Raw genomic sequence first — 25,486 nt, 5'->3', positions numbered from 1 at the left:
AAAAAATGCTTCCCTCTACAGCATTAATGAAATAGACTATTTGTTAGCGAAAAACACTAATTATTAGGTCAGCAATGTCTCGATTCAATCAGCAAGATAATCTCATTGGTCAATCAAATAGCTTTTTAGAGGTTTTAGAGCAAATATCACAAATAGCTCCGTTAAGTAAACCTGTGTTAATTATTGGTGAAAGAGGAACAGGTAAGGAACTCGTTGCTGCCCGTCTACATTACCTTTCTCAACGCTGGGATCAGAACTATCTTAAACTAAATTGTGCCGCATTAAATGAAAACTTACTTGAAACCGAACTGTTTGGTCATGAAGGAGGAGCATTTACGGGCGCAAGTAAACGCCATGAAGGACGCTTTGAGCGTGCTGATAAAGGCACATTGTTTCTTGACGAGATAGCGAATACCTCAGGGCTTATTCAAGAGAAATTGTTACGCGTAGTCGAATATGGTGAATTTGAACGTGTTGGTGGCTCTAGAACGATTAAAACAAATGCTCGATTAGTTGCTGCAACGAATGAAGATCTTCCTTCTATGGCTGACTCTGGTGAGTTTAGAGCTGATTTACTCGATCGCTTAGCCTTTGACGTTATAACCCTTCCGCCCCTTAGAGAGCGCCTTGAAGATATTTTGATGCTAGCTGAACACTTTGCTATAAATATGGCTCGTGAATTAGAATTTGAGCTATTTAGTGGTTTTACTGAAAAAGCAAAAAGGTCATTACTTGAGTACCACTGGCCTGGCAATATTCGCGAATTAAAAAATGTTGTTGAGCGTAGTGTTTATCGATGTAATAACCCTCACTTACCGGTACATGATTTAGTTATCGATCCCTTTGAGTCTCCTTATCGCCCAAAACAACGCGTAAAAACCCAAGATCGTGTTGTCGTGCAACAAGCGCCAAGTCAATGGCAAGAACAAGAAGAAGCTCCAGTAAAAACGGTAGAAAAACCGTCAGAGCTAAACACGAGTGTTAACTTCCCACTTTCGTTAAAATCTTTATCTCAGCAATATGAAGTTGATCTTATAAAATCCGCATTAGAAAATTGTCAATATAACCAGAAAAAGACTGCAGACGCTTTGGAATTAACATATCATCAATTACGTGGTTATTTAAAAAAATACAACTTGTTAGACAGTCAACATAGCGAAGGGTAAAGGTTTTTTGTGACAGTTACATCGGCGAGTCAATATTTTAAAATATTAGTGACATTATCAGCTATGTTTCTTGGGGGTTGCGACTCTTATAAAGCTGACTCGCTGAGTGAAAGGAGCTTGATTTATTGTAGCGAAGGATCCCCTGAAATTTTAAATCCTCAACTCGTTACGTCAGGCGTCACTGTTGATGCAACATCTAAACAACTTTACAATCAATTAATTGCATTTGATGTGGCTACTAACGAGGTCACCCCTTCAATAGCTAAATCTTGGCATGTAACACAAGACAATAAAAAAATTACCTTTTATTTGCGAAGAAACGTTGCTTTTCATCATACACAATATTTTATGCCCACAAGGCATTTAAATGCAGATGACGTATTATTTAGTTTCAACCGCATATTAGATCCTAGCCAAGTTTTTCATGATGTTTCTGGCGGAAAATACCCTTTTTTCGATAGCGTTGGTTTTGCTGACGTCATCGAGTCACTTGAAAAAATAAACGAATACACTATCAGGTTTAATCTTAAACGTGCTGACAGTTCATTTTTAGCAAACCTTGCTACCGACTTTTCAGTAATACTATCTCGAGAATATGCTGAGTTATTAATACGTTCAAACAGACTAGAAGATATCGATACATTGCCTATAGGTACTGGCCCTTATAAGTTTAAAGAATATCGAACTGGTTCATATATTCGTTATGAGCCTCATGCAGAATATTGGGAAGGCCAGCCAAAGCTGCAACAACTTATTTTTGATATAACCCCTAGCAATACCGGCAGATTAACTAAATTACTTGCTGGGGAGTGTGATGTTATTGGTTACCCTATTGCACATAAAAAAATAAACAACAATCCTTTGCTAACACTTGAAGACGTCACGGCTTTTAATATTGGTTATTTAGGCTTTAATACTGCAAAGCCACCTTTTAATAACAAATTAATACGAAGAGCGGTCGCACATGCCATTAACAAACAGGCGATTTTAGATACTGTATATTTTGGTGATGCAAAAGCCGAATCTGCCAATTCAATTTTACCCCCTTCTTCCTGGGCATATGCTGAGGATACCCATGATATTGAATACTCTATTGAACAAGCGGAATTGTTATTAACACAAGCAGGGATCACTGATGGTTTAACAATAGATTTATGGGCAATGCCCGTGCAACGTGCCTACAACCCTGATGCAGTAACGATGGCCAAGCTTATTCAGGCGGATCTGCAAAAAATCGGTATAACCGTCAATATCATTAGTTATAATTGGCAAGAATTTTTAAGACGTTTAGCACTTGGCGAGCACCAATCGGTACTTTTAGGTTGGTCGGCTGATCACCCTGATCCTGATAATTTTTTTACTCCCTTACTTAGTTGTGGCTCTGCTGAAACAGGCAATAATAGAACTTTTTGGTGTAACCAACAATTTGAAAAATTACTTCAAGGAGCCCTAAAAATCACTGATGTTGAACAACGTAAAGCATTATATCGAGAAGCTCAAAAAATTGCCGCTGAAGAATTGCCGCTGTTTCCTATTGCACACTCTAAGCGATTCCAAGCACGTAAAATATCCGTAAAGGGTGATATATTACACCCCTTTGGTGGCATTAGCTTTGGTGGGGTAGAAAAACAATAACATGCTAATTTTTACCTTAAGGCGCTTAAATTTATTTTTCTTCACCATGTTAGTATTGACGCTTTTAACCTTTAGTTTAAGCTTTTTCTTTCCTGGCGAACAAATTATCAATGTTACTGGGCAAATAGATGCAACGCCTGAACAAATAGCGTTAATTGCGTTAGATTACAACAAGCATGAATCATTAATCATGCAATACTGGAGCTACCTAGTACATCTTTTTAACGGAGACTTAGGTGTTTCTATGGCCTCAAGAATTCCTATTATGGATGAAATGATGAGCCACCTTCCTGCCACGATAGAGCTCACGACTGTTGCTTTAATTATTGCAATGGTTGTTGGTATTCCAATCGGTTTTATCGCCGCTATTCGGCACCGAAAAAAAACTGATGATATCATTTTAGCTGTGTCGATGGTTGGCTATTCAATCCCTATTTTTTGGCTCGCTTTACTTGCCATCTTAATTTTTTCTATTCAACTCGCCTGGTTACCTTCTGCTGGGCAAATCAGTTTAGTTTATGAGATTGAACAGGTAACGGGTATTTTATTTTTTGATATTTTATTAAGTGATAACCCTTATAAATGGCAAGCTTTTCAAAACGCGAGTGTGCATATATTATTACCTGCTTGTGTTGTCGCTCTTGCACCTGCCACGGTTTTTGTTCGATTAGCAAGAACATCAATGTTAACCGTATTAGATTCACATTATATAAAAGCAGCTATGGCAAAAGGACTAACCTTTCAACAACTTATTTTTAGACATGCGATTAAAAATGCGATGGTTAATGTGATTAGAGACGTCGGCTTACAATTTGCTAATTTAGTTACATTAGCAATGGTAACAGAGGTTATTTTCAACTGGCCAGGCATCGGAAATTGGCTAATTCAGAGTATTTACCAGCGTGATTATACTGCCATACAAGGCGGGCTATTAGCCCTTTCAAGCTTCATATTTATCGTGCATATTTTTACAGATTTTATTTACGCAAGCTTAAACCCATTAGCACGAGGTATTAAGTATGGCTCGTGATAAAACATATACGGAAGAAGAGTTTCCTTCACCATTAGTACAGTTATGGCATAACTTTAAGCAATCACCCGCAGTGATGATTGGCTTTGGGTGTTTTATTTTTTTAGTCTTGTTAGCAATATTTTCACCTCTGATATCTCCTTATTCGCCGATAGAAAATAATCTTGACGCTATTCTGCTTCCACCCGCGTGGCATAACGATGGTGATGTTAGCTATTTGCTAGGAACTGATAATTTAGGCCGCGATATGCTGTCTCGTTTAATGCACGGTGCATCGTTAACCTTTGGTTTAAGTTTTATTGTTGTCATCTTATCTATGTTTGTCGGAGTGATAATCGGTTCTATTTCAGCGTTGACTAAAGGGGTAAAATCAAGCTTTCTTAACCACTTTTTAGATGTCATTCTTTCCATTCCATCGTTGCTTTTAGCCATTATTATCGTTGCTATTCTTGGGCCAGGTCTTAGCAATACATTATGGGCTATTGTGATCATTCTAATTCCACAGTTTATACATATTACAAGAAATGCTGTTGTACAAGAATTTAAAAAGGACTATGTACTTGCATCAAAACTTGATGGTGCAAGTAACATTCGAATCCTTTATTACTCTATTTACCCTAATATTATTGAAAAAATGATCAGCCAAGCCACGCTCGCTCAATCTGCTGCAATATTAGACATAGCAACCTTAGGATTTTTAGGGCTTGGTGCGCCTATCCCAATGCCTGAGTGGGGAGCAATGTTGGCTAATGGTATTGATTTATTTTATATCGCGCCGTGGACTGTTTATCTACCTGGGCTTGCGATTTTATTTGCCGTTGTTGCCACCAATTTAGTCGGTGAAGGCATGCGACATGCGCTGAAAGTCAGGAAAGAACATTAATGAACTTACTTGATATTCGCAATCTATCCATCAGATTACTTACCACAACCTCTTCAATTTTAGCGGTTGATCGGGTGAGTTTAACCATGAAAGAAGGGGAAGTTCGCGGTCTAGTTGGAGAATCTGGTTCGGGCAAGTCTTTACTTGCACAAGCCATCATGGGTGTATTAGATGATAAATGGAAAGTAGATGCTGATCGTTTTCATTGGCGTGGACAAGATCTAATGCGGTTATCGCTAGAAGAAAGAAAAGCCATTATTACCAAAGATGTGGCGATAATTTTTCAGGAGCCTATGGCTTGTTTAGATCCAACAACAACTATTGGCGCACAACTTGAGGAAGCGGTCTCAGGAGAACAACTAACCGGCTTTTTTTGGCAACGAAAACAACAACGAAAGCTTGCTGCAATTAATTTATTGCATAAAGTTGGTATTAAAAACCACGAGAAATGTGTGCATAGCTATCCGCATCAGTTAACAGAGGCGCTTTGCCAAAGGGTGATGATAGCCATGGCATTAGCGCGAAAGCCACTATTACTGATTGCAGATGAACCAACGGCTGCCATGGAAAGTACCAATCAAGACCAAATCTTTCGTCTACTTGCAAGTCTTAATCAATTAAAGAATATGTCTATTCTTCTTATTAGCCATGATTTAGAAAATGTCACCCATTGGACAAAAAATATAACGGTTATGTACTCAGGTCAATTTGTGGAAGCAGGAACAACAGAGCAAATATTTCACACGCCGTTTCATCCATACACCCGCGCGTTAGTTGATAGCAGTCCTATGGCAAATATGCAGATACCTGCTAAATCACGCTTGATGACGTTACCCGGTAGCATTCCTATATTGCAACATCTCCCCATAGGGTGTCGACTTGGACCACGTTGTCCGAAAGCACAAAAGGCGTGTGTGCAAGCCCCTAAAGTTAAAAATTATCACGGACATCAAGTAAGTTGTCATTATTCATTAAAGGATAGCTATAAATGACAGCTTTATTACAGGTAAATAACTTAAGTAAAACCTATCGAATTACCAAAAGCTGGTTTAATCGTACATTAGTTCCTGCGTTGGAGCCTGTTTCATTTACATTGGATGCACATAGAACGCTCGCGATAGTGGGTGAGGCAGGTTCTGGAAAGTCAACGCTTGCGAAGCTTCTAGTGGGAGCAGAAAAGCCAACAACAGGCACAATTAAATTAAACGCACAGTTACTCCAAGATGGTAATTTTAAACAGCGCTGTCAGCATATACGGATGATTTTTCAAGATTCAGGCACCACGTTAAACCCTAGTTTAACCATTCAACAATTGCTTGATGAACCTTTATATTTAAATACCCAATTAAATGAAGCACAACGCACTGATTTGATCATTGCGACCTTAAAAAAAGTAGGATTACTTGCAGAGCATATGAATTTTTACCCTCATATGTTTTCAGGTGGCCAAAAGCAGCGTATATCGTTAGCTCGCGCTATTATTTTAGAGCCACAAGTTATCATTCTTGATGAAGCGCTTGCCGCATTAGATCCGTCATTACGATCTCAAATGATAAATTTATTACTCGACTTGCAACAACAAATGGGACTTGGCTTTATTTTGATTTCTCATAACTTGGGTATCGTTAGGCATTTTAGTGACGAAATAATGGTGCTGTGTAAAGGACAAGTCGTTGAAATGGGTAATACCACCGCCGTACTACGAAACCCTAAGCATAAATATACCAAAAAGCTGATTATGAGCCAACGCTTCCAACTCTCGAAAAAATAACCTTAAAGATTAAGGGGTCAAAAGATTAAGGGGTCAGGTACATTAAATATTAAATTGGTATCAGACATGAGTAGATATTAAAAAGGCCGCATAGCGGCCTTTTGACGATTCACGTATTAACGGCATAATTAATATTGATTAGATGCCTGTATCGATGAACGACGTGTAATCTTGGCTTCTGCTTTTAACGCTTCAACGTAAGACGCATAAGCTGACTGTGCCAATTGCTGCGTAAGTTGTTCTGCTAAGCGCGGCGTTGTCTCCGCTTCTTCGCTTTCATTTACCGCGGTTACATTAACAACAGCATAGTCACCCGTTGTCAAACTTACCGTTGTTGCAGAAACAGTATCTTCTTTTGGATGAGGCAATTTGAAAGCTTCTCGCACTAAATTAGCGTCAAGGTTACTACCATATCGTGCTACATCAGCTTGTTGTTCAAAACTTGTTTGACTCGCTGCTAATTGCTCATCAACGGCTTCTTCATTTCTTATTGAAGCGAGCAATTCTTCTGCTGCCGTTTGTGCTTGTGTTTGCGCTTTTTGTGCCGTTAACGTTTCACTGATCGTTGCTTTAACTTCATCAAGAGGTTTTACATTTGCCGCTTGATATTCATTAACACGCAAGACTATAGCTAAGCTATCGCTTACTTCAATAATGTCTGAGTTAAGGCGTTCTTCTAATACTAAAGAAGAAAACGCAGCTTCTATTGCTTTAGGGTTATCAAAAGGCGCAGTATTACTGTTTTTTGTTAACCAGTCAGAAGTTTGAACGTTTACATTAATTGCTCCTGCAGCATCTTCTAAGCTATCAGGTACTTCAAAACTTAATTCAGCAGCACGTTGTTGCAATTCAAAGTATTTATCTTGTGCTTTGTCTTGGCTTACTGTAACTCTTAATTCTTCAACAACATCAGAGAACGGTTTAACCTTTTCATCTTCTAATGCCGTTAATTTAATTAAATGCAAACCAAAGTCAGTTTCTACAACATCTGACACCTCTCCAACTTCAGTTAAAGCAAATGCTGCATCGTCAAATGCTTCATCCATTGCACCTCGTTCTATCCATTCTAAATCACCACCATTTTCACCGCTAAACACATCGGCTGATAACTCTTCAGCTAAAGCCGCAAACTCTTCACCATTGGCAAGACGGGTTTGAATGTCTTCAATTTTAGCGATTGCTGCTGCTTCATCATCTTCATTTTCAATTAAGATATGCGAGACTCTGCGTTGCTCTTCTTGACGATAATTTGCAATGTTACTTTGATAATAATCTTGAAGTTCTTGATCAGAAACCGTTATGTTTTTGGCAATTTCATTAACGTCGATAGTAATGTAATCAACCTTTACTTTCTCTGCGTTTTGATAACGAGCTTGGTTAGCTTGATAATATTGTGAAATCTCTTCATCTGTTACCGACACACTGTCAATAAATTGTTCAGCTGAAATAATGGCATAGCGTAAATCACGCTTTTGATTTTGTAATGCCATTACTTGTTTTTCTTGAAACGGTAAACTAAATTCTGTTGCAACCAATGCTTGTGAAAGCTGTCGTCTCGTCATTTCTACACGTAGGTAATCACGAAAATCAGATGATTGATAAAAGCCGTTCTGGTTTATCACCGCTAAATAACGGTTATTGTCAAACTCACCTTCTACTTGAAATGCAGGCATTTCACGGATAGTTTTTTTAATTTGTTCATCACTTACACGAATTGACAAGTCATTAGAGGCTTGATCTATTAGCTCTTGGTTGATCAGGTTATCAACAATGCTATTTCTAAAATTAGCCATATATGAAGCATCAGACGCTAATGTTTCAAACATCTCACCATATTGTTGCGCCATGTTAGCACGCTGCTGCTGAAACGCTTTATCGAATGAAGCTTGCGATATTTTAACGCCATTCACCTCTGCAATTGATGTATCAACACTATTGGTATAACTACCTATCCCTGCTACTGCAAAAGTAAGGATAATAAAACCAAGAATAATCTTTGCGACTAATCCTTGAGAATTTTCTCTTATATTTTCTAACATCGTTTTCTCTCAACACTAGGTTTTTAAACCTGAAGATAATTATCTGCGCGCGATTTTATCAGATGGAACGCTAAGCTTGAAGCTATCTGTAAAATTATTCGAAATATTCTTATTAAATTTTTGGTAGATAACAAAAGACCACCTTTAAGGTGGTCTTTTGAAATGCTTATTTAGTAACTGTGATTAGTTACAAGCATCTTTTAAAGCTTTACCAGCTTTGAAAGATGGAATTTTTGCTGCAGCAATTTCAATAGTAGCACCAGTTTGTGGGTTACGGCCTGTGCGTGCTGCACGGTCACGTACTGAAAAAGTACCGAAACCAACTAGAGCAACTTGCTCACCACTTTTTAATTCTTCTGTAACAGCTTCGATAAATGAATCTAAAGCACGACCAGCCGCTGCTTTAGAAATGTCAGCACCCGCAGCAATTTTCTCGATTAATTGAGATTTATTCACAGTATATTCCCCTTCAATTGTTATTATTCAGCGCCATCTTTTGTTAATTTAGCGTCCTGCAAAAGCTTTTATAACAAGCTTCTTTTTGAACATCAAGCACTGAGTTAAAGAAAATCTAAAATTAAGATAATTTTAATTATCTCCAGCAGACCCCTTGTTTATATTGGGGTACAGCGCTATTAGCCTCATTAACTTACCATAGTTACAGCGTTTGGAAAGCCTTTATTGCAAATTTTTGCGATTTTTTTCACTTTTTTTGCTTATTTACTCAAAAAAGCATCAGTTTTCAGGTGTTAACCTGTGATTTTTACTTTCTCGATAGGGTTTTCCAACGCGATTGCTAATACTTCTTCAATCCATTTTACGGGATGAATTGCTAAGTCAGCTTTGACATTATCTGGAATTTCTTTTAAATCACGTTCGTTATCTTTCGGGATCACTACCGTTTTTATCCCACCACGGTGTGCAGCCAACAACTTTTCCTTTAACCCACCGATTGGCAACACTTCACCACGAAGGGTAATTTCACCGGTCATCGCTACATCTGCTTTTACCGGGTTACCCGTTAAACTTGATACTAACGCAGTGCACATACCAATACCGGCACTTGGGCCATCTTTTGGTGTTGCTCCTTCAGGTACATGCACGTGGATATCACGCTTCTCGTAAAAATCATCATTAATACGAAGCGCCTCCGTACGACTACGTACAACCGTCATCGCTGCTTGTATAGATTCTTGCATTACATCACCGAGAGAACCGGTATAACTGAGTTTGCCTTTTCCTGGTACTGAAGCGGTTTCGATAGTAAGCAACTCACCACCTACAGAGGTCCAAGCTAACCCAGTTACTAAACCAACGCGGTTCTCATCATCAGCTTTACCATAATCAAAGCGTTGCACGCCAAGAAAGTCAGCCAAGTTATCCTGTGAAATTTCGACTGATTTGACTTTTTTGTCTAGCAAAATCGTTTTAACGACCTTACGGCACAGTTTAGAAATTTCTCTTTCTAAACTACGTACGCCAGCTTCTCTTGTGTAATAACGGATAATACCAATAATTGCGCTATCTTTTACTGAAATTTCGCTGTCTTTTAAGCCATTACGTTTAATTTGTTTGGTTAACAAGTGACGTTTAGCAATATTAAGCTTTTCATCTTCGGTATAACCAGACAAACGAATAACTTCCATACGATCAAGTAATGGCCCAGGAATATCCATACTATTAGACGTTGCTACAAACATGACATCTGAAAGGTCGTAATCCACTTCTAAATAATGATCATTAAAACTCGTATTTTGCTCAGGATCTAATACCTCTAACAGCGCAGAAGATGGATCTCCTCGCATATCTGACGCCATTTTATCAATTTCGTCTAATAAGAATAATGGGTTTTTCACCCCTACTTTGGCAATTTTCTGAACCAGTTTACCCGGTAATGAACCAATATATGTTCTTCTATGACCGCGAATTTCAGCTTCATCTCTTACACCACCTAACGCCATGCGAACATACTTACGTCCAGTTGCTTTAGCGATTGATTGCCCTAATGAGGTTTTACCAACACCGGGAGGCCCTACTAAACATAGAATTGGCCCTTTTAACTGACTAACACGCTGTTGAACGGCAAGATATTCGATAATGCGTTCTTTTACTTTATCAAGGCCATAGTGATCTTTTTCTAAAACTTCTTCAGCTAACGCTAAATTTTTCTTTAGCTTACTACGTTTTTTCCACGGTACACTTGTCATCCAATCAATATAGCTACGCACAACGGTTGCTTCAGCTGACATTGAAGACATCATTTTGAGCTTTTGTAGTTCAGCTTGTGTTTTCTCTTTCGCCTCTTTTGGCATTTGAGCATCTTCAATTTTTTTCGCGATTTGTTCAAGCTCATCAGGTACATCATCCATATCACCTAATTCTTTTTGAATCGCCTTCATTTGCTCATTCAAGTAATATTCGCGCTGGCTTTTTTCCATTTGTTTTTTTACGCGAGTACGTATTTTCTTTTCAACTTGCAGAAGGTCGATTTCGCCTTCCATCAGTGCCATTAGATGCTCTAATCGTTTAGCAACATCTTTAATTTCAAGCACATTTTGCTTTTCTACTAGCTTTAATGGCATATGAGCGGCCATGGTATCAGCTAATTGTTCTGCATCATCAATGCCTGAAATTGACGTAAGTACTTCCGGTGGTATTTTCTTATTTAGCTTAACGTAACCTTCAAATTGCGAGATAGCTGAACGCACTAAAACATCTAAACTGTCTTCGTCGCTATTCTCAGCGCTTAAATATGCAATATTAGCGGTAAAGTATTGTTCTGTTTCAACAAACTCGGTGACTTCTGCTCGCCTTACCCCTTCAACTAACACTTTCACCGTGCCATCTGGCAATTTCAACATTTGTAAAATGGTGGCAACAGTGCCTGTAGCAAATACATCATTTTCGCTTGGATCATCAACTGCGGCATCTTTTTGAGCAACAAGAAAAACCTGCTTGTCGCTTTCCATTGCGATATCTAAACAGCGAATCGACTTTTCACGGCCAACAAATAAAGGAATGACCATTTGTGGATAAACAACAACATCACGTAAGGCCAAAACGGGTACTTCATTAATTTTGCTGACAGGATTTGATTCTTCAGACATCGGGGACTCTCTTAAATGCAACAATCTTAGATATTAATCTTTAGTAAAAACTATATGGGGTTATTCGCAACGCTTTCAACAATTAGTTTAAAAAAAGCAAATGTTCGTACAATAAACACACAACATAGTTCTATAATGCAGTTTTTTCACAGATAATTTTTAAAAGATAAAAAAAAGAGTACCGAAGTACTCTTTTCAATCCATCACTAATTAACTATCAGATGCAGCTTTATCTTGCGCAGACTCATATATCACAATAGGCTTAGACTCACCTTTAATGACGGTTTCATCTAATACAACTTTCGTTGCGTTTTCCATCGTTGGTAGTTCATACATCGTATCAAGTAAAACACCTTCAACGATCGAACGTAGCCCTCGAGCACCTGTTTTACGTACCATTGCTTTATTTGCAATCGCTTGTAAGGCATCTTTTCTAAACTCTAATTCAACACCTTCCATATCGAATAATGCTGAATATTGCTTGGTTAACGCATTTTTTGGTTCTTGTAGTATTTGGATCAATGCACTTTCATCAAGTTCACTTAATGTTGCTACAACCGGTAATCGACCGATGAACTCAGGAATTAAACCATATTTAACTAAGTCTTCTGGCTCAACTTCTTGAAAGCGTTCAGTCAATGACTTCTTACTATCAGTTGCTTTAACTTCAACACCAAAACCAATGCCAGCACCTGTATCACAACGCTGTTCAATCACTTTATCTAAGCCCGCAAATGCACCGCCACAAATAAATAGAATCTTAGAGGTATCAACCTGCAAAAACTCTTGTTGAGGGTGTTTACGACCACCTTGTGGAGGCACAGAAGCAACAGTACCTTCTATTAGTTTCAATAATGCTTGTTGTACACCTTCACCTGACACATCACGCGTAATAGACGGGTTATCAGACTTGCGAGATATTTTATCGATTTCATCGATATAAACGATACCACGTTGTGCCTTTTCAACATCATAATCACATTTTTGCAGTAACTTCTGAATGATGTTTTCAACGTCTTCACCTACGTAACCGGCTTCGGTTAACGTAGTTGCATCTGCCATAGTGAAAGGTACATCAAGTAAGCGAGCTAATGTTTCAGCAAGTAACGTTTTACCACTACCTGTAGGCCCAATCAGCAAAATATTACTTTTGCCTAATTCAACGCCATTGTGAGAATCGCCATTACGTAAACGCTTATAATGATTATAAACCGCTACCGACAGCACCTTTTTAGCATGCTCCTGTCCGATAACATAATCATCAAGGCTTTCTCTTATTTCTACTGGTGAAGGTAAACTTTCTTTTTCTTGCTTAGGAGAAATTTCTTTAATTTCTTCTCGGATGATGTCGTTACATAACTCAACACATTCGTCGCAAATAAACACCGAAGGGCCTGCAATTAACTTACGCACTTCATGTTGGCTTTTACCACAAAACGAACAATATAATAACTTGCCGTTATCACCGTCACCTTTTTTAATATCGGTCATACGGTACCTCTAAATTATTCAATATCTATATTATAAGTATTTCACAAAATAAGCAGATCTCAATGTCTATACTTACTTTAGTGTTACTTTTCGGCTCTTCGTTCAAATATGGAGTCAACTAATCCATAATCAACTGCTGCTTGCGCACTTAAGAAGTTATCACGATCAGTATCTACCGATACTTTCTCGAGTGGCTGCCCTGTATGTTCAGCCATCAAACGATTCATTTTTTCTTTAATGGTCAAAATTTCTTTCGCATGAATTTCAAAATCAGAAGCTTGACCTTGAAAACCGCCTAAAGGCTGATGGATCATAACACGTGAGTTAGGTAAACAGTAACGTTTACCCTTAGCGCCACCAGATAACAAGAATGCCCCCATGCTCGCCGCTTGGCCAACACACACAGTGCTAACATCAGGACGAATGAACTTCATGGTGTCATAAATAGCCATACCCGCTGTTACTGAACCGCCTGGCGAATTAATGTATAAAAAAATGTCTTTTTCTGCGCTTTCTGATTCTAAAAAAAGCATTTGTGCGACAATCAGGTTAGCCATGTGGTCTTCAACCTGGCCGCATAAAAAGATAACGCGCTCTTTGAGCAAACGAGAATAAATATCATAAGAACGCTCACCCTTTGCTGTTTGTTCAACAACCATTGGGACTAAGGCGCTTTCAATTTGGCTATTCGTACTTTGAGATTTAGTAAGAGAAGTGATCAACACGATTTCCTTTTAAAAAAAATGGCTCATATGTTTCCATACAAGCCATTTAAGCTATTGCGTGAACTATTGTCAATCAAAAAGCTTATTTAGCTTCCGGATTCATAATATCTTTGAAGTTAGATTTCTTGTCTTTTACCTTTGCACCAGCAAGTAAAACTTCAACGGCTTGTTCTTCAAGCGCTACGTTTTGCATTTGCTGATTCATTTCTTGGTTAGACTTGTAGTATTCAATCACTTCTTGTGGATCTTCATAAGCAGAGGCTGCAGATTCAATCAACTCAGTGACTTTAGCTTCGTCTACTTTTAATTCATTTTGCTTGATAACTTCACCAAGTAATAAACCTACTTTAACACGACGTTCAGCTTGTTCTTGGAACATTTCAGCTGGTAGTTCAGGTAAGTTTTTAGGGTCCATTTGACCACCAAAACGTTGTAAAGCTTGTTGACGAAGTACATCAATTTCTTGAGCAACTAATGACTGTGGTAAGTCAACGCTGTTAGTTTCAAGTAAGCCATTGATCACTTGCTCTTTCACTTTCGTTTTTACCGCTTGTGAAAGTTCACGAGCCATGTTTTTGCTTACTTCATCACGAAGTGCATCTACACCACCATCTTCAACACCGAATAGCTTAGCAAATTCGTCATCGATTTTTGGTAATACTGGGCCTTCAGTTTTATGCACTTTGATGTCAAATTCAGCTTCTTTGCCTTTTAAGTTTTCAGCATGATAATCATCAGGGAAAGTCACAGAAATTGTTTTTTCTTCATCAACTTTCATACCCGTGATTTCTTTTTCGAAACCAGGGATCATACGGCCAGCACCAAGTTCTAATTCAAAACCTTCAGCTTTACCACCTTCAAATTCTTCACCATCAACGCGGCCTAAGAAATCAATCGTTAGTTTATCGCCTTTCTTAGTTTTACGCTTATTTTCTTTCCACGTTTGGTGTTGTTTCTGTAACGTGACAAACATTTCATCAATGTCTTTGTCTGTTACATCAACATCAGGACGCTCAACGGTAATTTTATCTAAATCTTTTAATTCAACTTCTGGATAAACTTCGAACGTTGCTTCAAATTCTAGATCTTGACCATCTTCATTACTTTTAGCAACGAATTGAGGACGACCTGCAGGGTTAATTTTTTCAGCAACAATCGCTTCTACGAAATTACGTTGCATTACTTCACCAGCGATTTCTTGGCGTACAGCTTTACCGTAACGCTTTTGAATAACAGAAGGTGGAACCTTACCAGGACGGAAACCATTGATCTTTTGTGTCTTCGCAATATGACGAAGACGGTTTTTTACTTCAACGTCTACTTTCTCTGCAGGAACTGAAATCGTTAATTTACGTTCCAAACCTTTTGTAGTCTCAACTGAAACTTGCATTTACATACCTCAATATTTAGTACTTTGTAGCACTTTCAAAAATGCATCTATATTCTGAGCAACAAGCTTTCTTGTTGTTCGAAACCTATCTGATGACTAGCTAGGCTCGAAATAAATCCGAATCAAAGATGAATAGATTAAAAATAATGACGCGAAATTATAGCGGCGCTTTTAGCCAGAGTCGAGAGCTCTAAGCAATTAATTTTTGAACGGTGAAGCAAATTACTTTAAATTGCCCCCAACCCCAGAAAAAATAAAGGATTTATTAACATTCATTCAATTTAGAAAAAATCATTTTTATACAAGTTATCAACTTATTTCCATTTATTGAACCAACAGGAATCAGTCAAAAGCGGTTTTCGTAGAAATCATTGATATGAAAAGTGAATAGATTTGGGGTGCATTGAACTTTCGAGTACAAATTTCGTACGAATTAAACATGTTCGAAGGACAGCGTACATTTAATTTTTCTACGGGGAATCCATATAAGACCCTAGTGAATATTAAAATATCTAACTAGCACTGCATCAATAATACTAATAGCTTAGGAGGTGTTAACTAAATGCGATATCAATAAGGAAAAGTGGTCGGTGATGCAAGATTATTCCGTACATCCTGTACTTCACCCTCCGGGCCGCACTACGTGCGTTCAAAATTGTTCCAGACAATTTTGTCGACTTGCTTCGCAAGTTCTCATCTAAGTGAAATTTAATAGTTTATTTTTTACGTTTGATATGAGCAATTTCAAAAAGGAAAAGTGGTCGGTGATGCAAGATTATTCCGTACATCCTGTACTTCACCCTTCGGGCCGCACTACGTGCGTTCAAAATTGTTCCAGACAATTTTGTCGACTTGCTTCGCAAGTTCTCATCTAAGTGAAATTTAATAGTTTATTTTTTACGTTTGATATGAGCAATTTCAAAAAGGAAAAGTGGTCGGTGATGCAAGATTATTCCGTACATCCTGTACTTCACCCTTCGGGCCGCACTACGTGCGTTCAAAATTGTTCCAGACAATTTTGTCGACTTGCTTCGCAAGTTCTCATCTAAGTGAAATTTAATAGTTTATTTTTTACGTTTGATATGAGCAATTTCAAAAAGGAAAAGTGGTCGGTGATGCAAGATTCGAACTTGCGACCCCTTGGACCCAAACCAAGTGCGCTACCAAGCTGCGCTAATCACCGACGAGAAATGGGGTGGCTAATGGGACTTGAACCCACGACAACCGGAATCACAATCCGGGGCTCTACCAACTGAGCTATAGCCACCACAGGAATGGCACGCCCTGTAGGAGTCGAACCTACGACCCACGCCTTAGAAGGGCGTTGCTCTATCCAGCTGAGCTAAGGGCGCACATGACCTACAAGTGCGTTTTTAAATTTAACAGTATTTTGAAAAATTTAAAAGTGGTCGGTGATGCAAGATTCGAACTTGCGACCCCTTGGACCCAAACCAAGTGCGCTACCAAGCTGCGCTAATCACCGACATTTTGTTAAAAACACGCTTGCTTTCAACGGGTGCGGATATTACCGAGTTGCCCTTTGCTCGTCAAACGTTTTTTAATAAAAATTACGTGTTCGGTCACTTTTACAGCAAACCAAGATTATTTGACAGCTATTTGCTTAAAAAGTAGCTAAAAGTTGAGTTTTACAAATAAAAACTAACTTAGTCAAAATGAATACAATATATCAACGAATAGCATCTACACCTGCTAAGTAAAATATGCGAAAATGTCGACGTTTTTAATCTAATCTTCCTAGGAATTATGACTGCATCTCTCATTGACGGCAAAAAAATTGCGCAACAACTCAGAACTTCTGTAAAGGCAAAAGTAGAACAGCGCGTTTCACAAGGCTTGCGTGCGCCTGGTTTAGCGGTGATTTTAGTGGGCAAAGATCCTGCTTCTGAAGTCTACGTTGGTAGCAAACGTCGTGCTTGTGAAGAAGTCGGTTTTGTATCTCGTTCATATGACTTACCAGAAACGACCTCAGAAGATGAACTTTTATCTCTTGTTAGAGAGTTAAATAGTGATGATGAAATAGATGGCATTTTAGTGCAATTACCCTTACCAGAAGGGTTAGATGCTAATTTAGTGATAGAAACCATTGCGCCACATAAAGATGTTGACGGTTTTCACCCATCAAATGTAGGTAAATTAGCGCTAAGACAACCTGGTCTTCGTCCTTGTACACCAAAAGGGATAATGACCTTATTCGAATCTACTGGCGTTCATCCTCACGGTTTAGACGCTCTCGTAGTGGGTGCCTCTAATATTGTTGGTAGACCGATGACTCTTGAGTTATTACTAGCTGGCTGTACGGTTACCACCACCCATCGTTTTACAAAAAACTTAGAAACAAAAGTACGTAACGCTGACTTATTGGTAGTTGCAGTTGGAAAGCCCGCTTTTATACCTGGTGAATGGATAAAAGAAGGCGCTATCGTGATTGATGTTGGTATTAATCGTTTAAGTAACGGTACGTTGGTCGGTGACGTTGAGTTTGACGTAGCAAAAAATAAAGCGGCTTTTATTACCCCTGTACCTGGCGGTGTTGGTCCAATGACGGTAGCAAGTTTGATTGAAAACACACTTATCGCTTGCGAAGAGTTTAGCCAATCCTAAAAGACATTAAAAAAGCCCGGTTAGCTATTTGTTAACCGGGCTTTTTACTCTCAAATACAATGGTATGTATTAACCTTTACGCCACGTTGTTTTACCCGCGCTATCTTCTAGTATGATATTCATTGCTTTTAGCTTATCACGTGCTTCATCAGCAAGTGCCCAGTTTTTATCTGCACGTGCTTGATTACGTTGAGCGATTAATGCTTCAACCTCAACAGTTTCATCATCATTCCCACCTTGTAAAAATACAGCCGGATTTAATTGGAATAAACCAAGCACATTACCAAGAGCCTTTAAGGTACCTGCAAGTTGTACTACTTCTTCATCCACATTGTTTTGTTTGGCAACATTTATTGCTTTTGCCAATTCAAATAACACTGACAACGCTTGCGGTGTATTAAAGTCATCATCCATTGCTTTGATGAACGCCAAAGCATGCGGTGATGATTTATCAAGTTGAAAACCTGTTGGTACATCAACATCACGTAATGCCGTATATATACGCTCAACAGATGCACGTGCTTGCTCTAAATTTTCCGTCGAATAATTTAGTTGGCTACGGTAATGTCCCGTGGTTAAAAAGAAACGTGTGGTTTCTGCATCATACTGTTTCAATACATCACGAATGGTAAAAAAGTTACCAAGAGATTTAGACATTTTCTCTTGATCGACCTGTACCATACCGGTATGCATCCAGTAATTTACATAGGGTGTATCTAATGCACAGCAGCTTTGCGCTATTTCGTTTTCATGATGTGGAAACTGTAAATCAGAGCCACCACCATGAATATCAAAGTGTTTGCCTAGTTCTTTCGCATTCATTGCAGAACATTCGATGTGCCAACCAGGGCGACCTGCGCCCCATGGCGAATCCCAACTAGGCTCTTCTGGTTTTGCCGTTTTCCACAAAACAAAGTCTAACGGATTACGTTTAGTAGTATCTACGTCAACACGTGAGCCCGCTTGTAACTGTTCTAAATTTTGGCCACTTAACTGCCCATATTTAGCAAAACTTGACACATCAAATAATACATCACCGCTTTCGGCAACATAGGCATGTTCTTTTGCTACCAGTGATTCAATCATTTCTACAATCTCTTCCATGTGCGTAGTCACACGTGGCTCAAGATCTGGACGAAGAATATTTAACGCATCAAAATCTTCATGCATATAGCCAATGGTACGCTCAGTAAGTGCTTCTGGCGTTTCATTGTTTTCAATAGCACGTTTAATGATTTTATCTTCCACATCAGTAATGTTGCGTACGTAGTTCACGTCATACCCAGAAAATCTCAGGTAACGTACAATATTGTCAAAACTAATATACGTTCTACCATGACCAATGTGGCACAAGTCATAAACCGTACAACCACAAACATACAATCCTACTTTACCTTGGTTAATCGGGGTAAATGTTTCCTTTTCACGGGTAAGTGTGTTGTACATTTGTAACATGAGGTTTTCTGACTCCTGATCAGTAGGTTTATTTAAGCATCGGCATTGTAACTGAACTTAGTATTATAATCACCACTTCCCTTTACAGATTTAGCCATTAGGTTACAATCCTTCCACAAACTTTATCAGAGATAAAAATATGATCACTTTTCAAACTTCTTTAGGCGATATCAAAATTGAATTGAACTTCGATAAAGCGCCTGTTACTGCAAAAAATTTCGAACAATACGCTAAAGATGGCTTTTATAATGGCACTATCTTTCATCGCGTAATCAAAGGTTTTATGGCGCAAGGCGGTGGCTTTGCTTCAGGCATGGAAGAAAAAGAAAGCGGCGAAAGTATTGAAAATGAAGCCAACAACGGTTTATCAAATACACGTGGTACGTTAGCCATGGCACGTACACAAGACCCGCATTCAGCATCTGCACAGTTTTTTATTAACCTAACAGATAACGATTTTCTTAATTTTAAAAACGAGACCGTTCAAGGTTGGGGATACTGCGTATTCGGTGAAGTTGTTGAAGGTATGGATATTGTTGACAAAATGACACTCGTTGAAACAGGTCGCTTTGGCTTCCATGATGATGTACCAAAAGATGAAATTATTATTAACGATACAATCGTTGAGTAACATTAGTTAACGTATGTCGAATATCACTTATTTTATTGCCGACTTACATTTAGCAGAAGACAGGCCGGATATTACGGCCTGTTTTTTGTCATTTCTTAAAAAAGATGCGCCAAAAGCCCAAGCACTCTATATTTTAGGTGACCTGTTTGAGTATTGGATCGGCGATGACGATGATTCACCACTGGTGATTCAAATTGCGCAAAACCTTAAAATACTTAGTCAGACAGGCACGGCAATATACTTTATTCAGGGGAATCGAGACTTTCTGCTAGGAAAACGCTATGCACAGCGCTGTGGTATGACACTATTACCAGATATCGCCACGGTTGATTTATATGGCCAAAAGGCCGTGATCATGCACGGTGATACCTTATGTACTCGCGATGTTGATTACCAAGCATTTCGGAAAAAATCACGTAGTTGGTGGTGGCAAGCAATAATAAAAAGTTTACCATTATTTGTACGACGTAAAATCGCACAAAATTATCGCAAGAAAAGTGCACAATCAACCGCGATGAAATCACAAGATATTATGGATGTTACGCCAAGTGAAGTAGTTCAATGTTTAGCAGAAAATCAATCAAAACTTCTGATCCACGGGCATACGCATCGCCCAGCAACACATGAGTTAACGGTAAATGATGAGCCAGCTAAACGCATAGTATTAGGCGATTGGTATGAACAAGGTTCTATTTTATATGTCAGTCCTGATAGCATCACGTTAGAAAATGTGCCTTTTAGTCGTTAAATGAGCACGCAGGTACACCTGAATGAAACTTAAAATCTTCATCAGCTGTTAAAATAAGTTCAGCTTCAAGCTCACCAAAAAATTTGATTCTGTCAGCAATATCTTTACCTGCTATCTGTTCAGCGAGTGCAAGGTAATCTTGGTAATGACGAGCTTCGGAACGCAGCAACGATATATAGAAATCCCCTAAGCGTTTATCAACATGAGGCGCTAACTTTGCAAACCGTTCACAAGATCGCGCTTCAATGTAAGCCCCCACGATTAATTTATCAATCATCGCATCTGGCTCAAATGTTTTCACGTTACGTAACATACCTTTCGCGTATCTACATGGAGTAATGCTGCGGTATTCAACACCGTATTCATCCATGATCTCTAGCACCTGATAAAAATGGTGTAACTCTTCTTTAATCAATACTACCATTTTATCGATAAGATCTTGTCCGTATTTTGAATCTGACCTTGGAATAACTGATTTAGTCAGCTTATTTTTTGAAGGCAGCTCGCGCCAATCCCCTTCCCTCTTATAAATAAGCGTTTCAAAAGGCTCTAACCAAGCGAGTAAGGCATTAGCACTTTGTTTATCTACTGCATATTTACGAATTAAGAACATGGCCGATTGCGCAGCTTTTAATTCACAAATTAAGTGATCAATAAGTACAATGTCGAGGTTCTCTTTCTTTTTTGCTTCATCAACCCACGCTTGAGGAGTTTCACATTTAAGAAACGACAAAATTGGCAATAATAATGATTGAGTCGACATTTTCGCTAGTTCTTCATTTAACACTTTGGATATGCGCGAATTTTATCATACGATTATTTATAAAGCCGTGATTAATTGCAAGAAACGTCACATTTAATACTCGAGGGTAACGGGGCATTGCAATAACAGTTTTGTCGCCTGAAAAACGTAAGGCAATGACAACTCTGCTAAATTTTATTAGTTAAAGTTTTCGTTTTATCATATATTTAAATGTTTATATAACAACAAGCTACATTAAGGTATGCTTAATAAAGTTTCTTTTAATACAAAGAGGTATACATGAAACTGGGTATTGACAATAAATCGACTGATAAGGCTTGGGATGTTTTGAAACGTATTTGGTTTATACGCGTTATTATTGTGCTATTAGCCGTTGCAATTGGCGGTTGTTTGATTACAGAAAATAGTGCGCTCACCTTAATTGAAAAGTCAATTGGCTCACTACTACTTGCACTGTTTGTCGCAGAAACGATAGCTATCGTTGAATATTTCGCTAAAAAGCCATCTTTTATCTTGACAGCATATCTTATCACCCAAGCTTTCAAAATCCCTATAGCAAAGCAAAATAGTAAAGCACACTACAAATAAGCAATAATTTGAAATCTAACTACAGCTCTTCATCGTATATTTTCAAAGAACACCTTCCAATGTAAACAACTGATAATAAAAAATAAATCAAAGATACTGCTTGTTTTCTTAAGTTTCACCCATTCGCATAAAGCATTAATTGAATAAATATAACGTTACTTCTTGCATATAGTTAGATATCTAACTATATTAATTAGCCACCTAACTAAATTAACGAAAAATGCTATATTATGAATAGAAGAATGTTTTTAAAAACCGGTAGTGCGGTGGTAGCTGTAACAGGCGTTGCTGCAAGCGGCTTATGGTTTAACACACGCACACCAACAAAAGCTTTTGAGCCTTGGCAACATGCAAGCAGAGGATACGGTGATCCTCGCTTAGATGCGCTTGCCTACGCAATTCTAGCGCCAAATCCTCATAATCGTCAGCCTTGGCAAGTGCACCTTAATAAGCAAAACAGTATGGATTTATATTGTGACTTAGAGCGTCGCTTACCGCATACCGATCCTTTTGATCGTCAAATAACCATAGGTTTAGGTTGTTTCACTGAATTATTTGTTATGGCTGCCAATAATTTAGGTTATGACGTTACTGTTGAAAGTTTCCCTGATGGTGAGCCTCAGCCAAGGTTGGACAAGCGACCTATTGCTAGGTTCACCTTAGAGAAGTCAGCAGCCATCAAAACTGATCCGCTCTTTGAGCAAGTTTTTACTCGTCGCACGTCGAAAATCCATTTTGATACTACTAGAGAAATAAGTGCTTCTACTATGGCAACGTTACTATCAACCAGTCACTCAAGTGGAAGTAGCGATAGTAATATTGTTAACAAAATTAGAAAGATTAGCTATCAAAGTTTAAGTGTTGAAATGACAACACCAAATACACTAAGAGAAAGTGTCGACCTTATGAGAATTGGTCGGACTGAAATTGAAGCACAGCCAGATGGTATTTCAATGATAGGTGCACCTATGGAGCTACTTAACAAAGTGGGCATGATGACACGCGAAGGGATGAGAGATCCAAATAACGCTATGAATGTACAAGCGCTGTCAGTATTTAAAGAGAAATTCAACACTTCAATGGGGTTTGTTTGGGTAACCACTAAAACCAATAGTCGTAAAGAGCAACTACAAGCCGGTCGTGATTATGTTAAATTAAACTTACAAGCAACCGCGTTGAATATAGGTATACAACCTGTAAGTCAAGCTTTACAAGAATTTCCTGAAATGGATAAACAATTTAAAGACATTCACAGTTTATTAGCGGTAAGACAACCAAATAGGATTCAAATGTTAGCCCGAATAGGGTATTGTCATCAAGTTGAACCAAGCCCACGCTGGCCATTAGAATCTGTGATATTAACTACTTGAATAGGAGAATAAATGTCGAAAGATAATGAAGGAGAGCAATCCCTTGATCCTGTCATGGCATTTTTTCGTAATATTGCAGTTATAGAGCAACTATCACGAGCACGAATGGAGCGAGCGCTTCCGGATGGTATGCAAGCATCTCACTTCGGTGTGCTCAGTCATATGTGCCGAATGGATCGTCGAAAAAGTCCAGCTGAATTAGCTAATATTTTTCAAGTTGCTCGCCCGTCAATGACCAATACCCTACAAAAACTTGCCGCTAAAGGCTATATCCTGATCGAAGAAGATCCTAATGATGGCCGAGGCAAGCTCGTTCAAATTACCAGTAAAGGTCGGCAAGTTTTTAGCCAAGCTATACAAACAATAGCCCCTTTGTATAAAGACACCATAGATACTCTGGGGATTGACCTCTTTAAGGAACTTTTACTTGGTCTGGATAAGGTAAGAAGCTATATGGATAACAATAGATCTTAATTCCATCTCTTTTATCGCTTCTCAGTCATGCGTAAACCTTTTTTAACCTTTCAATCCCAATTAATTATTAGGGTCTGTTGATTTTTCGAGATTAAATTTTGTTCGAACTAAACGCTTTTTGTCATTTATACGTCGTTATTGCTTTTTCATGTGGAATAACCACACATTAATCGCAATGCCTTGTCTAAATACCAATAAACGGCTGCAAAAATAAACGCGAAAGATCAACAGGCCCTAGTAAGAGGAATAAATAGTGCTAATTTATATATTGGTTAATAACGAGCGCAATTAGCGAACAACAGCCTTTGGAGTTATGATGTTGTAGACTCGTATTAATTAGTGTTGTGATTCTTTTCTTCTTTATATCGCCCTTACTAAACCGTTACAGTTTTCATTACGCTGGGCTTTATCATACGTAATGGAAGAGTTTGCCGGTATTTAAACAGAAAGCCCTCAGATAAATGATTCATTGATGGCACTTTAGCGTCGATAGCCGATTCTTTAACATTTTAAAATGACGTTGGTAAGCTTAGTCAATGATAACGGTTTAGAATACTTATACTATCAACGATTAGTGTTTGAACATGTTGACGATATATTGTCTCTCATTGAAAGCCTTTATTATGAGCTCAGTTTCTTTTTGATTGACTGTGCTTGTTGAAATTCATCATCATCAACGAAGGTAAACTCAATTAAACGGTTAATTGACGTTAAACCAATTTCTTTTGTTAAAATACCTTCAACGGCAAAAGAAGCACTTAAAAAGCAAGCATCATTCCATTTTACATATGCTTCGAATTCACCTGGCGGTAGAGAACAGACAGTAGAAAATAACTTGCCAGCTTGCTCTTTTTCATCAAAAGTCCAAAGTAATTGAGCAGCTCTTTCAAGCACTTCAATATTATCTTTGTAGGTTACAGAAACTTGCTTGATAAATGGAAGAGCATTGACTTTATCTTGTGTATTTTGTAGATAATCCATCATTGCCATTTGTGCAAAGGCTGAATTGTTAATCATTAATTTATCAACAATAAGCTTCTGTTTATCGTTATCACCGCCCATCATAGACGGTTGTCCGTAAGCACGAGCAGCAATATATTGATAGCGTTCATTTTCAGGCGCTAACGTTGCTGCCCTTATACTCGCTTTAACATGCTTTTTATAGATTGACATCTTACTAAATATTGAAGAGTTTTTCGCATGACGATACCACAGTCTCGAGGCCATATAATGAAAATTCGCCTTTTCATCATTCTTGGCAATAATCTGTTCTAAATGCTCATCTGCTCCCTTAACACCTTTTTGAATGTCAATTGCAGCCTGCAATAGTGCTACTTCTGCCATTAACGACTTATTTTCAGTCTTAGTCACTTGTAATGCTTTAACAATGCTCATTACTTGTTGATAGTCACGATGAAAGTACGCCTTTTTGGCATCTAAAAGCGTTTTATCGTTAGTTGCAATTGCGTTCATTGATAACAAGATTAAAGTGATGAGGCTAATCAATTTCATGGTATTTTCCTTTTTTATGGTAAATAAAAGTCAGCAACAGTTGCCTCCGAAAAAGCGTTAGCTTTTAAGGAGACTCCAAACTTTTT

21 protein-coding genes and 4 tRNA genes are annotated in these 25,486 nt (G+C 38.3%); 12 read left to right on the top strand and 13 right to left on the bottom strand.

Annotated elements, in window-relative coordinates:
• The first annotated feature begins 74 nt into the window (after window positions 1–74).
• From pspF to QUE72_RS04995, 6 genes are read left to right on the top strand one after another with little or no spacing between them, the layout of a single operon-like run.
• Window positions 75–1,166 carry a phage shock protein operon transcriptional activator gene (gene pspF, locus QUE72_RS05020; protein ID WP_286271935.1) on the top strand — a complete coding sequence of 364 codons (1,092 nt, stop codon included), beginning with the start codon at window positions 75–77 and terminating at the stop codon, window positions 1,164–1,166.
• Window positions 1,167–1,175: 9 nt separating this feature from the next.
• Window positions 1,176–2,801, top strand: a complete 1,626-nt coding sequence (locus tag QUE72_RS05015) for an ABC transporter substrate-binding protein (RefSeq protein ID WP_286271934.1) — start codon at window positions 1,176–1,178, stop codon at window positions 2,799–2,801.
• Between the two features lies 1 nt (window position 2,802).
• Window positions 2,803–3,831 (top strand): ABC transporter permease, encoded by a 1,029-nt coding sequence (locus QUE72_RS05010; RefSeq protein WP_074499440.1) that lies wholly within the window; start codon window positions 2,803–2,805, stop codon window positions 3,829–3,831.
• Window positions 3,821–4,714 (top strand): ABC transporter permease subunit, encoded by an 894-nt coding sequence (locus QUE72_RS05005; RefSeq protein ID WP_074499441.1) that lies wholly within the window; start codon window positions 3,821–3,823, stop codon window positions 4,712–4,714. Before QUE72_RS05010 ends, QUE72_RS05005 begins: the two co-directional genes overlap by 11 nt.
• Window positions 4,714–5,706: a peptide ABC transporter ATP-binding protein gene (locus tag QUE72_RS05000; protein ID WP_074499442.1), complete on the top strand. Its 993-nt coding sequence runs from the start codon at window positions 4,714–4,716 to the stop codon at window positions 5,704–5,706. The genes QUE72_RS05005 and QUE72_RS05000 overlap by 1 nt, the downstream gene beginning before the upstream one ends.
• Window positions 5,703–6,485: a peptide ABC transporter ATP-binding protein gene (locus QUE72_RS04995; protein ID WP_074499443.1), complete on the top strand. Its 783-nt coding sequence runs from the start codon at window positions 5,703–5,705 to the stop codon at window positions 6,483–6,485. The genes QUE72_RS05000 and QUE72_RS04995 overlap by 4 nt, the downstream gene beginning before the upstream one ends.
• 128 nt (window positions 6,486–6,613) lie before the next feature.
• Here QUE72_RS04995 and QUE72_RS04990 read toward each other — a convergent pair whose 3' ends face one another.
• From QUE72_RS04990 to QUE72_RS04945, 10 genes are all read right to left on the bottom strand, one after another.
• Window positions 6,614–8,524 (bottom strand): SurA N-terminal domain-containing protein, encoded by a 1,911-nt coding sequence (locus QUE72_RS04990; protein ID WP_286271931.1) that lies wholly within the window; start codon window positions 8,522–8,524, stop codon window positions 6,614–6,616.
• A 183-nt stretch (window positions 8,525–8,707) separates the two neighbouring features.
• Entirely contained in the window at window positions 8,708–8,980 is a 273-nt protein-coding gene (gene hupB / locus QUE72_RS04985) for a nucleoid-associated protein HU-beta (RefSeq protein ID WP_074499445.1), read from the bottom strand.
• A gap of 293 nt (window positions 8,981–9,273) precedes the next feature.
• Window positions 9,274–11,631 carry an endopeptidase La gene (lon, locus tag QUE72_RS04980; RefSeq protein WP_286271929.1) on the bottom strand — a complete coding sequence of 786 codons (2,358 nt, stop codon included), beginning with the start codon at window positions 11,629–11,631 and terminating at the stop codon, window positions 9,274–9,276.
• Window positions 11,632–11,841: 210 nt separating this feature from the next.
• Window positions 11,842–13,122 (bottom strand): ATP-dependent protease ATP-binding subunit ClpX, encoded by a 1,281-nt coding sequence (gene clpX / locus QUE72_RS04975; protein WP_286271928.1) that lies wholly within the window; start codon window positions 13,120–13,122, stop codon window positions 11,842–11,844.
• 83 nt (window positions 13,123–13,205) lie between these two features.
• Window positions 13,206–13,844 carry an ATP-dependent Clp endopeptidase proteolytic subunit ClpP gene (gene clpP / locus QUE72_RS04970; RefSeq protein WP_286271926.1) on the bottom strand — a complete coding sequence of 213 codons (639 nt, stop codon included), beginning with the start codon at window positions 13,842–13,844 and terminating at the stop codon, window positions 13,206–13,208.
• An 85-nt stretch (window positions 13,845–13,929) separates the two neighbouring features.
• A complete protein-coding gene (tig, locus tag QUE72_RS04965) occupies window positions 13,930–15,237 on the bottom strand; it encodes a trigger factor (protein WP_286271923.1) in 1,308 nt (435 codons plus the stop codon).
• Window positions 15,238–16,343: 1,106 nt separating this feature from the next.
• Window positions 16,344–16,420, bottom strand: a tRNA-Pro gene (locus QUE72_RS04960).
• Between the two features lie 8 nt (window positions 16,421–16,428).
• Window positions 16,429–16,504: transfer RNA gene (locus tag QUE72_RS04955), tRNA-His, on the bottom strand.
• A gap of 8 nt (window positions 16,505–16,512) precedes the next feature.
• Window positions 16,513–16,589 (bottom strand) — tRNA-Arg (locus tag QUE72_RS04950).
• 54 nt (window positions 16,590–16,643) lie between these two features.
• Window positions 16,644–16,720, bottom strand: a tRNA-Pro gene (locus QUE72_RS04945).
• 281 nt (window positions 16,721–17,001) lie between these two features.
• Between QUE72_RS04945 and folD the strand changes: the two genes are divergently transcribed.
• Entirely contained in the window at window positions 17,002–17,859 is an 858-nt protein-coding gene (gene folD / locus QUE72_RS04940; protein ID WP_286271922.1) for a bifunctional methylenetetrahydrofolate dehydrogenase/methenyltetrahydrofolate cyclohydrolase FolD, read from the top strand.
• A 69-nt stretch (window positions 17,860–17,928) separates the two neighbouring features.
• On the opposite strand, the gene cysS is transcribed toward folD, so the two are convergent.
• Window positions 17,929–19,314: a cysteine--tRNA ligase gene (gene cysS / locus QUE72_RS04935; protein WP_286271920.1), complete on the bottom strand. Its 1,386-nt coding sequence runs from the start codon at window positions 19,312–19,314 to the stop codon at window positions 17,929–17,931.
• 139 nt (window positions 19,315–19,453) lie between these two features.
• Here cysS and QUE72_RS04930 point away from each other — a divergent pair, with 139 nt between their 5' ends.
• Complete coding sequence (locus tag QUE72_RS04930; RefSeq protein WP_074499452.1) at window positions 19,454–19,945, top strand: peptidylprolyl isomerase; 492 nt, start codon at window positions 19,454–19,456, stop codon at window positions 19,943–19,945.
• Window positions 19,946–19,958: 13 nt separating this feature from the next.
• Complete coding sequence (locus QUE72_RS04925) at window positions 19,959–20,693, top strand: UDP-2,3-diacylglucosamine diphosphatase (protein ID WP_286271918.1); 735 nt, start codon at window positions 19,959–19,961, stop codon at window positions 20,691–20,693.
• On the opposite strand, the gene miaE is transcribed toward QUE72_RS04925, so the two are convergent.
• The gene (gene miaE, locus QUE72_RS04920; protein ID WP_286271916.1) at window positions 20,683–21,456 is read right to left on the bottom strand and encodes a tRNA isopentenyl-2-thiomethyl-A-37 hydroxylase MiaE; all 774 of its coding nucleotides are present in this window, start codon (window positions 21,454–21,456) and stop codon (window positions 20,683–20,685) included. The genes QUE72_RS04925 and miaE overlap by 11 nt on opposite strands.
• Before the next feature lie 279 nt (window positions 21,457–21,735).
• Here miaE and QUE72_RS04915 point away from each other — a divergent pair, with 279 nt between their 5' ends.
• The 3 genes from QUE72_RS04915 to QUE72_RS04905 all read left to right on the top strand — a co-directional run bounded on the left by QUE72_RS04915 (window position 21,736) and on the right by QUE72_RS04905 (window position 23,888).
• Window positions 21,736–22,044 (top strand): hypothetical protein, encoded by a 309-nt coding sequence (locus tag QUE72_RS04915; protein WP_286271914.1) that lies wholly within the window; start codon window positions 21,736–21,738, stop codon window positions 22,042–22,044.
• A gap of 242 nt (window positions 22,045–22,286) precedes the next feature.
• Complete coding sequence (locus QUE72_RS04910; RefSeq protein ID WP_286271913.1) at window positions 22,287–23,414, top strand: Acg family FMN-binding oxidoreductase; 1,128 nt, start codon at window positions 22,287–22,289, stop codon at window positions 23,412–23,414.
• A 12-nt stretch (window positions 23,415–23,426) separates the two neighbouring features.
• Window positions 23,427–23,888: a MarR family winged helix-turn-helix transcriptional regulator gene (locus QUE72_RS04905; RefSeq protein WP_286271912.1), complete on the top strand. Its 462-nt coding sequence runs from the start codon at window positions 23,427–23,429 to the stop codon at window positions 23,886–23,888.
• Between the two features lie 621 nt (window positions 23,889–24,509).
• Here QUE72_RS04905 and QUE72_RS04900 read toward each other — a convergent pair.
• A complete protein-coding gene (locus QUE72_RS04900) occupies window positions 24,510–25,400 on the bottom strand; it encodes a hypothetical protein (protein ID WP_286271910.1) in 891 nt (296 codons plus the stop codon).
• Window positions 25,401–25,486 lie beyond the last annotated feature (86 nt).

It is taken from the genome of Thalassotalea hakodatensis (assembly GCF_030295995.1).
In the GTDB taxonomy this organism is placed as follows: domain Bacteria; phylum Pseudomonadota; class Gammaproteobacteria; order Enterobacterales; family Alteromonadaceae; genus Thalassotalea_C; species Thalassotalea_C hakodatensis.
The sequence above is the reverse complement of the archived record's forward strand: the minus strand, read 5'-3'. Positions and strand labels throughout refer to the sequence as shown.